The organism is Vibrio gigantis (assembly GCF_024347515.1).
In the GTDB taxonomy this organism is placed as follows: domain Bacteria; phylum Pseudomonadota; class Gammaproteobacteria; order Enterobacterales; family Vibrionaceae; genus Vibrio; species Vibrio gigantis.
Window position 1 is genome coordinate 3,183,085 of sequence record NZ_AP025492.1, and the last position, 13,892, is coordinate 3,196,976.

Sequence of the window (13,892 nt, forward strand, 5' to 3'; positions counted from 1 at the left end):
CAATGGATGAAACCAGATCGATTTGAATTCAAATTGCGTTACTCAAACTCAAATTGATAGAGAAGATCTACGGCACTGTCTAAACCAGACACGGCTTCGACGTAAAGGTCCTGCATCAATCGATAACGAACTGTGAACTCACCAAGCGAGTTGAAGATACCCACACCATACTTCACCTGTAATCCTGGAAGGATATAACCACTTACCGTTACTTGAGAGTCATCGCCAGATCCTGCGGTATCCAGTTGCAAGTCCTGTACACCAAATGCTTCACCAATTTCGCCAACAACCTTACCACTCTTCGCCAAACTCAAACCAATTAAGGTGGTTGTCATCGAACCACTCGACTCACCATCAATATCTTGACCACGCAAAATATAAGACAGCGCATTCGCTTGTGGCATCGCAGGGTCAGAATAAATCTCGATCGTCGGTTCTGTCGCTGGGCCTGTCACTCGAATACCTGCAGTCACATCATCTTGAGTATTGTCTGGGTTACGTATCGCATTGATGGCTACGTATGGCTGATCCGGTGGTCCATTCATTAAAATCTTACCCTCTTCGATCAAGAGGTCTTGCCCGAATGATTGGTAAGTACCATCGACGATATTCACTTCACCGGTAATAAATGGACCTTGGTCTTTTTGAGCCACGTTGAGCTTACCGACTAAATCCCCCTCAAGACCGAACGCAGACAGCTTAAAGTCATCCCCAATGGAGATGTTAATGTTAGTCATCACATTGAATGGGATCGCATCCTCGTTTTCTGGCTCTAGATCTTTATTCAAGATAACTTGATCAGAAGAAACACCAACCGCTGACGGCGGCAAGTCTTCGACAACAATTCGTCCCCAAGGTAATGCTATGTCACCGGTGATTTTCGCAAGCTCTGGCGTGGTATCAATGGTCATGTCAGGAACAACCTTAACCTTGACCATAGGTGGGATATCAACCATCAATTCATCGGCAAATACTCTGACATTAGAGTGCCATGCTTGAAGATCCTGCCAGTCCCCGGAGCCCTCGATATCAAGGTGACCATCCGGTGTTTCAACATTGGCATCTAACTTCGCGCTATAGCCGTCAAAATCGAGGTCAATACGACCATCTTTAATATCCACAGGCGTAACATCGCCTTTGACTTGAATACCATCAACAGAGAATTGGCCGAAGACTTGAGGGTGCATTAAAAAGCCCTTAACTTTTAAATCACTCTCAAGGTCGGCTTTCAATAGACTGTACTCACCTAGGATCGGTTGCAAGAAATCGAGGTGGAACGTGGTCAGTTGAATTGCAGCATCGACTATTTTGTCTTCGGCAAGAATATCAGGCAGCGACACTGTGCCAGACAAGTCACCATTATCAGACACATCCAGTTTAAAATCGGCGTTCAGTTGGTTGTCTTTCAACTGAGCATTCAATGCAACGCTTTCCCAACCCAGTATGATTGGCTCACCAACTTGTTGAACAACCTGACCTTTCGGCATATCAAGGCTTACTGTGACTTCTGGCTGACCTTGTTCCGACCACTTTGCGTGAGCTTTAACATTCACTAAGCCTTTTAGTTCAGTCTCTTTAGGCACAAAGGCTTTAATCTGATCGAAGTCGAACTGATTAATTGCAATCTTGGCCTCACCCGATTTTCCCGCACGGATGTCTTCGTCCAAACACACACTCGAACCCGATTGTTTCCAACAGTGCGCTTGGACATCAGCAAACTGCTTGTCGACATCAGCCTTAATAGAGACAGGTTGATCAAGCACCCAAGGGCCTTGTTGAGTCGTAATTTTGACTCGGTCTAACGAGCCATCCCAAATAATAGAAGGCTTTTGAATCAACTCACCAGAGATTGCCAAACTGGTCGATACAATGTCGGATATGACATCTAACGTCACAGTATGCTTTTTCTCACCGCCATTTACCGTCAAGTCGATACTTTCTACGTTTTGTTCTTGATAGCTCAAGTTCTTGGCTTTTAACACAAGGTCGGCTTGCGCTTCAGGTAATGGCAATGGAACCACAGAGCCGTTAAGAGATAAGGATTCTAGTGTTGCTTCGTTATTCCAATCTACCTTATTAACATTCAGCGTTAGGTCGACCTTGGGCTCTTGAGTTGGGCCACTAAGTTGGATGTTACCAATCACTTGTCCTTGCAAGTCTGGAACACTTTTCACAAGCTCAGGGAAGTCGATCTCAACACCCATGTTCCATTGCTTATCAAGCTCACCCAAAGCCTTAATCGAGTTCACACCGTGAGCCAAGCTCAAGCCACTGGTTTTCAGCTTAGGCTCACCACTTGCGCTTCGATCGGACGCCGACAACTGGCCTTCAATATCCAATGGGTAATCACGTAAGATCCCCTCGATATCAAGCTTAGGTAGCTCAATCGCCCAGCCACCAGCCTCCGTCAATTCACCCGAGGTTACTAAGCTACCGCTGATGTTACCTTCCGCTTCAGGCCACTGTAGTCCAGGTTGAATATCTTTTAGGGATACATCTGCTTGCCAATTAACAAGCTTCGCCCAATTAGCTTTTACCGTACCATTGAGCTCACCGCCCAAGGTGTTCAATTTCAGTTGCTCAAGCTCTATTTGTTCAGTGGTACCGTTACCCTGTAAGTCGATGGCTAGGGCAGGAATTTCCTTACCGTCCGCCTCTCCTTTAAGCTGAACATTAAAGCCATCTAATGAACCGTCGGCTTTAAAGCGTTCAATTTCGGCTTGGTAATCGCTTTTACCAGTTAGAGGCCATTGCGCTTGCCCATCTTCTAGCAGTAAGTCAAATGGCAACGTCGGCTCTAAAGGTTGCAGTTCTCCAGAGAGCTTGGCTTCTATCAAGTCAGAAAACTGCGAGTCGAGCTGTAGCTTAGCCACACTGCCTTGTGCTTTTAGTGATAACTTCTGTCCAGCAAGGTCGGTTTCCTTCACCTTAGCGTCCAATGAAAGCTCTAATGGGTAGCCATCTTTCAGCTCTACCTTAGTAGAAAGGTTCGCGCTCGCCTGTGGCATGTCGAGTTCAAGAGTGGATACATCAACAGTGTTTTTTCCAGCTCTCGCTTCAAGCCCAAGGTGATTAACAACGATTGGCGTCTCTTGCTCTAAGGTGAAACGATTGAGATCAAAGCGTTCTAGTACAACCTGTAATGGAATCCAAACCTCAGGCAGCTCTATCGCGGTTTTAACGGCAGGTTCAGGCTCAACGGCTTCTGGTTTTGGCTCTTCAGTTGGTTCAGCAAGTTTAACTTTTAGATCATTGAACAAGGTTGGCGATACTGTCAGCTTTTCGCCCTGCATACTCAAAGCCGTAGAGAACAAACTCCATTCAATCTCATTACCCAAGATGTTCAACTTAATATCTGATAAAGCGATGCGATTGATGGTGATTGGGAGTGGCGTTTTTACCGACTTAAGAGGTGGCGTTGGCTCAGTCTCTTCTGTAGAGGTAGGAGGAAGCTCCGTAAAAGTAAAATCTAGCCCTTGAATTGCAATGCGATCAACACACAGCTTAGGATCGAGCAAACAACGAGGATTAATAGCCAATACCAGCTTTTCCACCTTGGTATCGATATGGAGGCTATCATCCTTAAATTGAACATTATTAAGCGTAAAACTTGGGAAAAGAGCACCTTTAGTACTTTCCACTTTAAGTTGTGGCAGTGCTTTTTCCGCTCCCCACAGCACGGTGTTCAACCCTGGGTTGGTGAACAATACAAAACCTAACAGGGTTATTAACAACAGCAAAATGGACGTCAATGAAATCGACGTCCATTTTATGCACTTACCCATCACTTTGATCATAACTCTGGTCCTAAACTAAAGTGCAATTGGAACTCATCACCTTTCTTCGCATCTAGACCCCAAGCAAAATCTAAACTCACAGGACCGACAGGCGACGCCCAACGAACCCCGACACCAGTACCACGTTTCCATTCGGGGGTATCATTAAATGCATCACCAATATCGTAAAAGGCTGCCCCCCACCAATTCCCAACTAAGCGGTATTGATATTCAAACGAGCTGGTTGCGATGAATTTGGCACCGGTTAGTGCGCCACTTTCATCGCGCGGAGAGATCGATTCATAGCCATAGCCTCGAATGCTGTTGTCACCACCGGCGAAGAACCTTAGGGAGGGAGACAGTTTCTCAAACTCATCGGCAAAGTTTCCACCAAATTGAAGTCGAGTTAGACCACGGTGGTTGTTACCGATACTTCTAATCCAAGCGGTTTGTCCTTGGAAGCGTACTACTTTGGTTTCAGAGAGTAAGGTATCATCAGCCGCCTCAACCATGATGGTTTGTTTATCACCCCACATAGGCATCGCACCACCACGCGTTCGAGTTCGTGAGAACGAGATACCCGGCAACACGAATTGCGCTAAATCATCCTGCAAACCTTGCTCATAGTTTTCAACCAAGTATCGAATGAAGACAGTACGTTGCCAGCCGTTGTCAAGACGCCAATATCTCTCTAACGCTAAGTTTGACTCCAAACTCTTGGTATCACGATTATCTAGGTTCTTCATCCCGTACTTAACTTGGTAATAATCATTAAGCACATCATCTAATGGAATTTTATAAGTCGCGGTAATCGTCTGTTCAGGTTTGGATATCGACAAACTACTATTAAAACTATGACCAAGTTCGTTAACCCAAGGTTTCTTCCATTTGAGCGTGCCTTTCACACCAAGGTCTGTTGATACACCGATACCCGTTTCGATTTGGTTACGCGCTTGCGGAGCAAGGTTGACCTTCATCGGGATTTCTCGACCTTCACCCAACTGGCTTAAATCAGGCTCAACAAATACCGAGGAAAACCAATCTGTATTAGACAAGTTTTGGTTGTACTCTCCGACTTTGGTAATTGAGTAAGGTTCGCCATCTTCAAATGGCTTGAGAGATTGAACTTTGTCATCTTCAATTTGACTGCCCGTCACTGCGGTTGTACCAAAGTGATAACGGATACCACTGTTATAATGAAGTCGGACATAAGCGCGGTTTAATTCGGGGGCAACTTCGAGTTTGCTGACCTCATACGAACCATCAAAATAGCCTTTCGCTAATCCAAGGTTGCGGATCGATGACTTCAAAGAGTCATAATTACCATGATTCAGGACTGAGCCTTTAGACAGGTTACTCTTAGCAATCAATGCCAGAAAGTCTGGATCATCTTCGGCTTCACCAGTCAGTACGATATCTGACGCATAAATGACAACAGGCTCTCCCGGCTCAACCGTAACGGTGAGTTCAGTGTCGTCTTCAGAGTGAGAAAATGTAATGCGAGGTTGGTAGTAACCTAACGCATTGAGCGCTTCTTTGATCATAGATTCCAAGCGAGACTGGAACCGCAGCGAAACCGCATACTCTTCTTCAGGAATAGCACTCAGATAAGCATCAACGTTGTCTTCAAGCGCTCCATCTAGCCCTTTAACCTCAAGGGAAACGTCAGCGAAAGCGAGCGTCGATGACAGTAGAGTGCCAATCAGAACTGGTAAAGTTTTTCTTATCATGTTTAATTGGTGAAGAAGTTATCAATACGTTAATAAGTGAAAAGAAATAATACCGCTAAAAAGCCATTGAGTCTGTAATAAATCCTGGAATAACACGGTCTAATTTAAAGACTTAATCAATATTAACCACCGTTAATACAAACCAACGCGGTCAACGTATGCGAAAAGGGATATAACATGCTAAACAAACAACAACTGGTTTCCGCAGCCACCGCATTGCCGGGAAATACTGCTCCAATTCAAATCACTGAGCGTCATTACGTGAATCAAACCGACTTGCTAGCTGCCCCTGTGGGCTCCCAACAAGAAGTGTTGTTAGGCATGGGATGTTTCTGGGGAGCTGAACGTCTGTTTTGGCAATTAGACGGTGTGGTTTCTACATCAGTGGGCTACGCTGGCGGTTACACAGTGAATCCAACCTATGAACAAGTGTGTACCGGACAAACTGGCCATACAGAAGTCGTTCGTGTCATTTTTGATAGTGAGCAAACCTCTTTAGCACAAATACTTGAGACCTTCTGGGAGCGCCATGACCCGACTCAGGGCATGCGCCAAGGTAATGATTTAGGCACACAATATCGCTCTGCTCTCTATACCTTCAGTGAAGAACAGCAGGCCGTTGCTGAACAATCTCGACAAAATTACCAAAGAGCGATTACTGCCTCTTTAGGCAATGAGATTACGACAGAAGTTCTACCTGCTGGGAAATATTTTTTCGCGGAAACCTATCACCAACAGTACTTAGCTAAGAACCCTAATGGGTACTGCGGCTTGGGCGGAACAGGTGTGTGTTTCCCCCCGCAATAACGCATAAAGAGAAACGGAATTCAGAGCAATCAAATGACCCGTCCTGATATGGGTTGACACTTGATTGACTAAAACGCTCGATGTATTTCATCGGGCGTTTTGTATTTTAGAGCCGTGTGAGGCCTATATTCATTATAGATTTTTACTGATTCAGCGACCATTTTCTTTGCTTCATCTAAATCATTAGGTTTATTCAACAGATACTCCATCTTCAGTATTCCGTTGATCCTCTCTGCCAACGCATTCTGATAACAGTCATAGCCATCAGTCATTGAGCAAGATACACCATACTGTCGATGCAACTCTTGGTATTCAACAGAGCAGTACTGAACACCTCGATCTGAGTGATGGACAAGCTCACCTGTATTCTTCCGCTCTTTCAACGCGTTTAAAAAGGCCTGCTTGACCGTGCGAGCTTTCATATCATCACTTATGTGATAGCCCACGATTTTTCTTGAGTAAGCGTCCGTCACTAAACTGAGATACGTACTACCACGCCGCGTTGCTAGATAAGTAATATCGGCAACCCATAATTGCTCTGGTCCTTCCGGTATTAAGCCTTCTTTGATTCGATTTGGATGGCAGTAAAAGCGATGATTACTGTTTGTGGTTCGATGGTAAGCCCTTCGATTCTGTACTAATAATCGATTCATTCTCAGCAGAGAGAATAAGCGGTCTCGCCCGATTTCAATATCGTTCTGAGCAAGTAAATACTTGATCTTACGAGTCCCTATACGAGGGTGCATCATCCTTTGCTCCTTCACAAAACCGAGTACAGATTCATCTTTCTTTGTCTGATGAATTTCGGCAACACAGCGTTTGTAGAAAGCTTGTCTTGTAATACCTATGAAGTGACAAGCTTTAGTAACGGTCAACTTTCTGACCGTTTTTTCCTTAATAACTCGGCCTTGCGCTTCTTTGAGATTCGGACTCCGAAATCTCGATCCATGACTTTTACAACCGCTTCAAAGAACTCAGCTTTGAGCTGAGTTTCTTCTAATTGCTGCTCGAGTTCTTTGATTCGTTGCTCTGGGGTTTGAGTTGAGGAAGAGTTTGACATAGTCGCTCCTAACGCTCTCGATTGTTCTATTCCTTTAGACCAATCTAGTTGACCATGTTTGCGAAGCCAAACTAAAACGGTAGAGCGACCTTGGATCCCATAACGTTCTTGAGCTTGCTTATAAGTCATTTCGCCTTTTTCAACTTGGCTTACGACTGCCAATTTAAAGGCAAGAGAATAATCTCGTTGAGTACGTCTACTTGTTGTTTTCATGACACTCTCCAATTTCATGTTGGAAATGTGTCAACCATATTTAGGACGGTACAAAAACTAAAAAAGGGCTTTCGTTAGGAAGCCCTTTTTTGCGTTTAATCGATCAAGGTGAGAGCGATTTACAAAAATCAATTACACCGGAAGCGCTGCAATTGTACCGTTCACTTCTTTGAAAATGGTGAGTTTTTGTTTATCTGAAACTTCAGGAAGCAGTACTTTGCCTTGGTCGAAGCGAAACTCTCCAACACCCTCAATAGCAAACTGGCCTTTGAATAGGACTTTAACGAAACGCGCCACCTGATGTGGGCGGTAAGTAGAAAATTTTCTTAACATATTACAACCTCAATTCCATTTGAGTACTACAGCCACGTACCTGAACACTGGCGAGTTCGAAGCACATTTAATCGCTAATTCCTTTAGCAAACAGCAAGATAATCTGTTGTTTATCTTGATATTGTTGCATTATACCTTTTGGTAACAAGCCTGCAACTTATTTCTACATCGTACGATAAAAAAGTTAAAGAGGCATTTTTCAAATTTCATATTATACTTCCAATGCAAACCAACAAGCGGAACAAAAATATAATGAAAAACAAAACTCTACTGGCTTTATTAGCCGCAGCCTCTCCACTCTTCGCCAATGCTCATAACTTATCTGTAGGTTCAACTCTTCCTGCCGTTGATGTTAGCAACTATGGTGAAATCGTTCTAAACGACGGTAATACCGGATACCAAGCTTGGGCAACCAGCAATCTCCTAGGTAAAGTTCGCGTCGTTCAAGCTATCGCAGGCCGCAGCAGCTCTAAAGAGCTAAACGCGCCACTGATGGCAGCAATTACAGCATCGAAATTTTCAGAAGACAGCTACCAAACCACGACCATCATCAACCAAGATGATGCGATTTGGGGCACAGGCTCTTTTGTTAAATCGTCAGCAGAAAGCAGCAAAGAAGAATTTCCATGGTCTTCTATGGTCCTAGATGAAGATGGTGCGGTTGCGTCATCATGGGCCCTGAAAGAAGAAAGCTCAGCGATTATCGTTCAAGACAAGCAAGGTAAAATCTTGTTTGTTAAAGAAGGTGCATTAAACGAGTCAGAAGTCACTCAAGTCATTGAGTTGATTAAAGCCAGCCTTTAATCAGATATTCGCGTCTTTTTAGAGATCTAATCAAAGGATATTGTTATATTGTAACAGTATCCTTTTTTAATTCTGTGGTTAATCATCCTCATGTGGCAAAACACACCTAACAATGTGAAATGCAAATCAGGCTTCTTGCTGGGGCTGATGCTCATGTTAAGCGTATTAGCTGCAACACATATGGTGGATATTGCCCCCGATCACCACACTTCGCATCATTGTGAGCTGTTTTCGATAAATCAGTTCATTACTGCGCACTCACTGCCACAAGTTCCAGAGTTCCATTCAGAATTTACTGTCACGATTACAGAGTCTGTAATTTCGTTACAGCGCCTGTATTTCGCTTATTTAGCCCGTTCACCTCCTGTCAATATCGCTTAATTACCACTACTTTTTAATTAACCTTTATTCAGGAAAAAACATGAAACCTACTATTTTAGCCGTTGTTATCGGCATGACTGTCTCAACGAATGTTCTAGCTAACGAAGAATTCCGCTCTCACGAAGCACACGTGCACGGTAAAGTTGAAGTGAACATCGCTCAAGATGGACAAGAGCTGCTTGTTGAAGTAACTGCGCCTGGTGCCGATGTGGTTGGCTTTGAGCATGCTCCAGAAACTGCCGAGCAAAAGAAAGTATTTGAACAAGCTATCGCGCAGCTGAACAAGCCAGACGAGCTATTTAGCTTTAACAACGCGAACTGTACGCTGAAATTTAAATCAGTGTCGAACACGTTAGAAGACGATCATGATGAGCATGAAGGCCATAACCACGCTGAACACGATCATCATGACCACGAAGGCCACGACCACGCTGAACACGATCATGACGACCATAAAGGCCATGACCATGCAGAACATGATCATGACGGCCACAAAGGCCATGACCATGCAGAACATGATCATGACGATCATAAAGACCATGACCACGCTGAACATGATCATGACGACCACGATCATGAAGGTCATGACCACTCTGGAGGTGGCCACGGTGAGTTCACTGTTGAGTACCGCTACCAATGTTCAGATGTAGCTGAGCTAGACACAGTTAGCACTCAGTGGTTCTCGAAGTTCAGCAACACTGAAAAAATGACGGTGAACCTACTAACAGATACCGCTCAAGTACAAGAAGTACTTAATGCAGAGCGTATTAGTTTTCGATTCTAACCACCCATAGATCGAATTAAACGTAAAATAAACAGCCAAGTAAGTGCCTGCTTACTTGGCTGTTCAAATCGGTGTGTTCTGGGAATTTATGTCGCTAACAGCAGTCCAGTAGATACACCGCTTTAATTATTGGAGCTAGCATGTCTTTTGACAGTTCATCACTTGTGGTCAAACTCGAAAATATCAGCTTTCGTTGGAAACCAGAATTACCCCCAACTCTAGAGATCCCTTCTCTGCATATCCAAGCCCAAGAGCACCTTTTCATCAAGGGGCCTAGTGGTTGCGGAAAATCAACATTGTTAGGGCTGCTGACCGGTATCAACCAAGCAGAGCAAGGCGAAGTCTCTATTCTAGGTCAAGATTTGACTCAGCTAACACCTCGCCAAAGAGACACGTTCAGAGCCGATCATATTGGTTATATTTTCCAACAATTTAACCTTCTTCCTTATTTATCAGTGATCGATAACGTCACGCTTCCTTGCCAATTTTCAAAAACACGTAAGCAGCAAGTCACTGATAGTAAAAACAGTTTGCAAGAAACAGCCCAAGAACTACTGCTCCGATTAAAGCTACCCCAAGCTTTAATGGATAAGCCAGTTACTGAACTCAGTATTGGCCAGCAACAGCGTGTTGCCGCAGCCCGTGCTCTAATGGGGCAACCTAAAATCATCATTGCAGATGAACCTACCTCAGCACTCGATCATGACAATCGAGAAGCTTTTATCGAGCTATTACTAGAACAAGCCAATCAAGCAGGCTCGACTCTGATATTTGTCAGTCATGATCCAACATTAGAAAAACTGTTCACTCGAACCATAGATCTAAAAACCGTTAACCAAGCTAAGGTTGTCGTATGAAAGTAATTACTCACTTAGCCCTAAAAAGCGTTCTCAATCGTAAGGCCACGGCTATCCTCACCATTCTGACTGTGGCAGTGTCAGTTATTCTATTACTCGGCGTAGAACGTGTTAGAACCGAAGCCAAGAGCAGCTTTGCCAATACCATTTCAGGCACTGACCTTATCGTTGGTGGCCGCTCAGGTCAGGTAAACCTTCTGCTCTACTCTGTATTTAGAATCGGTAATGCGACCAACAATATCGACTGGAAAAGCTATCAAGAATTTAGCCAGCACAAAGCCGTAAAGTGGGCGATCCCTATTTCATTGGGTGATTCTCATAAAGGCTTCCGTGTGATGGGTACTAACCATAGCTACTTTGAAAACTACCGCTATGGAAGTAAGCAACCACTTACTTTCCAGCAAGGTAAAGAGTTTAATGAGCTATTTGATGTAGTGATTGGTGCCGATGTCGCGAAGAAGTTAGATTACAAAATCGGTGACCACATCATTCTTGCACACGGTATCAGTGATGTAGCCTTCAGTCGCCACGACAACCTGCCCTTCACGATCGTGGGAATACTCGCGCCAACGGGAACGCCGGTAGATAAAACCGTGCATGTTTCACTAGAAGCAATTGAAGCGATTCACGTTGGCTGGGAATCGGGTGCTAACTTAGGCCACACACCTGATGCTGAAGCACTAAAGCAACGTGATTTCCAACCTAAACAAATTACCGCAATGATGGTGGGGCTCAAGTCGAAGATCCAAACCTTTGCACTGCAACGAGAAATCAATAACTACCGCCAAGAACCTTTGAGCGCCATCATGCCGGGCATTGCGCTTCACGAACTGTGGGGAATGATGGCCGTAGCAGAACAAGCACTGCTGATTGTTTCAGGGTTTGTTGTTGTTGCTGGTTTACTGGGGATGCTCAGCAGCCTTCTCACCAGCTTACAAGAAAGGCGTCGAGAGATGGCCATTCTGCGCGCGATGGGAGCAAGGCCTCGCCATGTATTTGGTTTGCTGATTAGTGAAGCTAGTGCACTGACCTTCCTCGGTATCACGCTGGGGGTTGCAGTCTTGTTTGCCCTGATCGCAGTGGTTGCTCCTATTGTGCAACAAAGTTATGGTATCAACATATCGATATCCGCAATCACACCTCATGAGTGGAAACTAATTATGTTGGTACAAGTGGCCGGAATCATTATCGGCTTTATTCCCGCTTTCAGGGCTTACCGTCAGTCACTGTCTGATGGCATGACTATTCGAATCTAAAATAGGAACCTACGATGCAACGCAAATTCCTACTGATACTTGGCTTACTTATGTTCCCATTTATCAGCACAGCTCACGCTGACGCCACTCAAACTGACGAATCGGTATTAACACTCGATTGGATTGACTTAATTCCAGAATCGGAGCGAGCACAACTAGACTCATTTGGCATGCCGATGGTTAATCACGACAGTATGGACAAACCTCAACAATCGACACTTGGCGCAGTTCGTCCGGAGCTGAATGGCAGCACGGTGAAGATTCCAGGCTTTGTGATTCCATTGGAAGGCGATGAGAACATGATCACTGAGTTTCTGTTGGTGCCATACTTTGGCGCATGTATCCACGTGCCACCGCCGCCACCGAACCAAATCATCTACGTGAAGTTCCCTAAAGGTGCACCAATACAGCAGCTATGGGATGTGATCTATTTGGTCGGCACACTGAAAACTGAGTCGATAAGCCATGACTTAGCGCAAACGGGTTATCTTATTGAAGGTACAGCGATTGAAGAATATGACGACATGTAGTCATTAGAAGGGTGGCTCAAGGATGAGCTGCCGTCACTGAACGAGGGAGCTCACTCAATAACAGTTTAATAACGATAATTTTATTCTGAATTACGCGATGTAATTAGACAGGTACGCTAGTACAGCAACATAAGTCGCGAGTAATAACCCTATACTAAGCTGTTTCTTCAGCTTGTTATCATTGACTTGATTCATAACTCCTCCTTGAGAATTACAACAAATTTAACATTTTATTATCATTAGCAAAAGTAAAATTTTGTTGAAACCTTCAACTCTGCACGCAAAATCTAGCCACCAATAAGATAAAGAGTTACATTTTAGACAGTTAAGTCGTTTCCTTAGGGTACTCTTATGTCAGAAACCAAACAGCCAGTGATCATTGAGCATGCTAGCGACACACAGCATAAGCATGAGAAAAAGCCTCATATTGCCGACAGTGCCAGTCGAATGCTGCACATTGCCCAAAGCTTCGGTTTAGATTCCTTAATCAGTCATAGCGAAAAAGCGAGCGATAAGGCCGCTAGCACACTGATTGAAAGAGCGTTATTGCGAGAGAAGAAACGCAAGGAGTTACGCCAAAAGAACTTAGAACAGATCCTGAAACTGGCACACTCTTCATGTAAAGATGAAGCGGCTGGCGACCCTGATCAAGACTGGCTGTACCGCTTTTTCGACATGGCGCAAGAGATCCACAATACATCGATGCAAAGACTATGGGCTCAAGTGTTGAAAAGAGAAGTCACCAATCCAGGCTCGACTTCGATGAAGGCACTGCAAATCTTGAAAGATATGACGCCAAAGGAAGCACTAACTTTACAAAGAGCAGCTTCATTGGGCTGTAGTTTTGGTAGTGATAACAGCAGAAAGCTATTACTTGGCTTTAAGTCTCATGCTGGGCTGTTCAGCTTTGGTAAAAGAGACACCACCAACACCATCAACCTTGGTGGGCATAACCTTCCCTACTCTAGCCTGCTTCATTTAATTGAGCTCGGCATTATTCTGGGCACAGAGTTAGAGTCTGGTGAGATTGATTTCGACCCAGCATTGCACCTAACCTATCAAGGTAAGAGCATGTCACTGGCACCTATATCCAAAGGGGTTAAGCTAGTTTATTACCGATTCAGTCCAACAGGCAACGAGCTGTGTACTCTGCTTGGCAACAAACCTAACATGCAGTATTACGACCAATTGATTGCGCTATTGAGCCAGAAATTCACGGTGCAAACAGAAGTGAAAAGCAGTGTGAACTACACCGTCTAGACTCTCGACGGTGTAAAGAATGGACGGTGTAAAAACTGAAAATAATTGAGAAAAATGAAGAGAATCTAGAGGATAGGTTTCTTGTCTCGGTAGAGTAAGGC

The 13,892-nt window shown here is 44.4% G+C and carries 12 protein-coding genes; 8 read left to right on the forward strand and 4 right to left on the reverse strand.

The features are described 5' to 3' along the window. Nucleotides 1-38: 38 nt before the first annotated feature. Together tamB and tamA are read right to left on the reverse strand one after the other, a co-directional pair. Entirely contained in the window at nucleotides 39-3,797 is a 3,759-nt protein-coding gene (gene tamB, locus OCV56_RS14245; RefSeq protein ID WP_086715578.1) for an autotransporter assembly complex protein TamB, read from the reverse strand. Beyond that, the gene (gene tamA, locus OCV56_RS14250) at nucleotides 3,794-5,506 is read right to left on the reverse strand and encodes an autotransporter assembly complex protein TamA (RefSeq protein ID WP_086715580.1); all 1,713 of its coding nucleotides are present in this window, start codon (nucleotides 5,504-5,506) and stop codon (nucleotides 3,794-3,796) included. The genes tamB and tamA overlap by 4 nt, the downstream gene beginning before the upstream one ends. Before the next feature lie 177 nt (nucleotides 5,507-5,683). Here tamA and msrA point away from each other — a divergent pair, with 177 nt between their 5' ends. Then, entirely contained in the window at nucleotides 5,684-6,313 is a 630-nt protein-coding gene (msrA, locus tag OCV56_RS14255; protein WP_086715582.1) for a peptide-methionine (S)-S-oxide reductase MsrA, read from the forward strand. A 68-nt stretch (nucleotides 6,314-6,381) separates the two neighbouring features. Here msrA and OCV56_RS14260 read toward each other — a convergent pair. Then, a protein-coding gene (locus OCV56_RS14260) for an IS3 family transposase (RefSeq protein WP_102514112.1) occupies nucleotides 6,382-7,586 on the reverse strand; the annotation gives its coding sequence in 2 pieces (ribosomal slippage) (nucleotides 6,382-7,199 and nucleotides 7,199-7,586; 1,206 coding nt in all). 132 nt (nucleotides 7,587-7,718) lie between these two features. Next, nucleotides 7,719-7,919, reverse strand: a complete 201-nt coding sequence (locus OCV56_RS14265) for a DUF1107 family protein (RefSeq protein WP_019821424.1) — start codon at nucleotides 7,917-7,919, stop codon at nucleotides 7,719-7,721. A 252-nt stretch (nucleotides 7,920-8,171) separates the two neighbouring features. Between OCV56_RS14265 and OCV56_RS14270 the strand changes: the two genes are divergently transcribed. From OCV56_RS14270 to OCV56_RS14300, 7 genes are all read left to right on the forward strand, one after another. Then, on the forward strand, nucleotides 8,172-8,723 hold the full coding sequence (locus OCV56_RS14270; RefSeq protein ID WP_086714272.1) for a YtfJ family protein: 552 nt from the start codon (nucleotides 8,172-8,174) through the stop codon (nucleotides 8,721-8,723). 90 nt (nucleotides 8,724-8,813) lie between these two features. Then, nucleotides 8,814-9,104 (forward strand): DUF2607 family protein, encoded by a 291-nt coding sequence (locus tag OCV56_RS14275; protein WP_086714271.1) that lies wholly within the window; start codon nucleotides 8,814-8,816, stop codon nucleotides 9,102-9,104. 40 nt (nucleotides 9,105-9,144) lie between these two features. Beyond that, nucleotides 9,145-9,888 (forward strand): zinc uptake protein ZrgA, encoded by a 744-nt coding sequence (zrgA, locus tag OCV56_RS14280; RefSeq protein WP_086714270.1) that lies wholly within the window; start codon nucleotides 9,145-9,147, stop codon nucleotides 9,886-9,888. A gap of 140 nt (nucleotides 9,889-10,028) precedes the next feature. Next, a complete protein-coding gene (locus tag OCV56_RS14285; protein WP_086714269.1) occupies nucleotides 10,029-10,745 on the forward strand; it encodes an ABC transporter ATP-binding protein in 717 nt (238 codons plus the stop codon). After that, the gene (locus tag OCV56_RS14290) at nucleotides 10,742-12,001 is read left to right on the forward strand and encodes an ABC transporter permease (protein ID WP_086714268.1); all 1,260 of its coding nucleotides are present in this window, start codon (nucleotides 10,742-10,744) and stop codon (nucleotides 11,999-12,001) included. The genes OCV56_RS14285 and OCV56_RS14290 overlap by 4 nt, the downstream gene beginning before the upstream one ends. Before the next feature lie 14 nt (nucleotides 12,002-12,015). Then, on the forward strand, nucleotides 12,016-12,531 hold the full coding sequence (locus OCV56_RS14295; RefSeq protein WP_086714267.1) for a DUF3299 domain-containing protein: 516 nt from the start codon (nucleotides 12,016-12,018) through the stop codon (nucleotides 12,529-12,531). Between the two features lie 351 nt (nucleotides 12,532-12,882). After that, on the forward strand, nucleotides 12,883-13,791 hold the full coding sequence (locus OCV56_RS14300) for a TIGR03899 family protein (protein WP_086714266.1): 909 nt from the start codon (nucleotides 12,883-12,885) through the stop codon (nucleotides 13,789-13,791). Nucleotides 13,792-13,892: the final 101 nt, after the last annotated feature.

What these genes read in the sequence shown, in the direction of transcription:
- tamB (WP_086715578.1), bottom strand. Translation starts at nt 3,797, where the DNA reads ATGATCAAAGTGATGGGTAAGTGCATAAAATGGACGTCGATTTCATTG.
- tamA (WP_086715580.1), bottom strand. Translation starts at nt 5,506, where the DNA reads ATGATAAGAAAAACTTTACCAGTTCTGATTGGCACTCTACTGTCATCG.
- msrA (WP_086715582.1), top strand. Translation starts at nt 5,684, where the DNA reads ATGCTAAACAAACAACAACTGGTTTCCGCAGCCACCGCATTGCCGGGA.
- OCV56_RS14265 (WP_019821424.1), bottom strand. Translation starts at nt 7,919, where the DNA reads ATGTTAAGAAAATTTTCTACTTACCGCCCACATCAGGTGGCGCGTTTC.
- OCV56_RS14270 (WP_086714272.1), top strand. Translation starts at nt 8,172, where the DNA reads ATGAAAAACAAAACTCTACTGGCTTTATTAGCCGCAGCCTCTCCACTC.
- OCV56_RS14275 (WP_086714271.1), top strand. Translation starts at nt 8,814, where the DNA reads ATGTGGCAAAACACACCTAACAATGTGAAATGCAAATCAGGCTTCTTG.
- zrgA (WP_086714270.1), top strand. Translation starts at nt 9,145, where the DNA reads ATGAAACCTACTATTTTAGCCGTTGTTATCGGCATGACTGTCTCAACG.
- OCV56_RS14285 (WP_086714269.1), top strand. Translation starts at nt 10,029, where the DNA reads ATGTCTTTTGACAGTTCATCACTTGTGGTCAAACTCGAAAATATCAGC.
- OCV56_RS14290 (WP_086714268.1), top strand. Translation starts at nt 10,742, where the DNA reads ATGAAAGTAATTACTCACTTAGCCCTAAAAAGCGTTCTCAATCGTAAG.
- OCV56_RS14295 (WP_086714267.1), top strand. Translation starts at nt 12,016, where the DNA reads ATGCAACGCAAATTCCTACTGATACTTGGCTTACTTATGTTCCCATTT.
- OCV56_RS14300 (WP_086714266.1), top strand. Translation starts at nt 12,883, where the DNA reads ATGTCAGAAACCAAACAGCCAGTGATCATTGAGCATGCTAGCGACACA.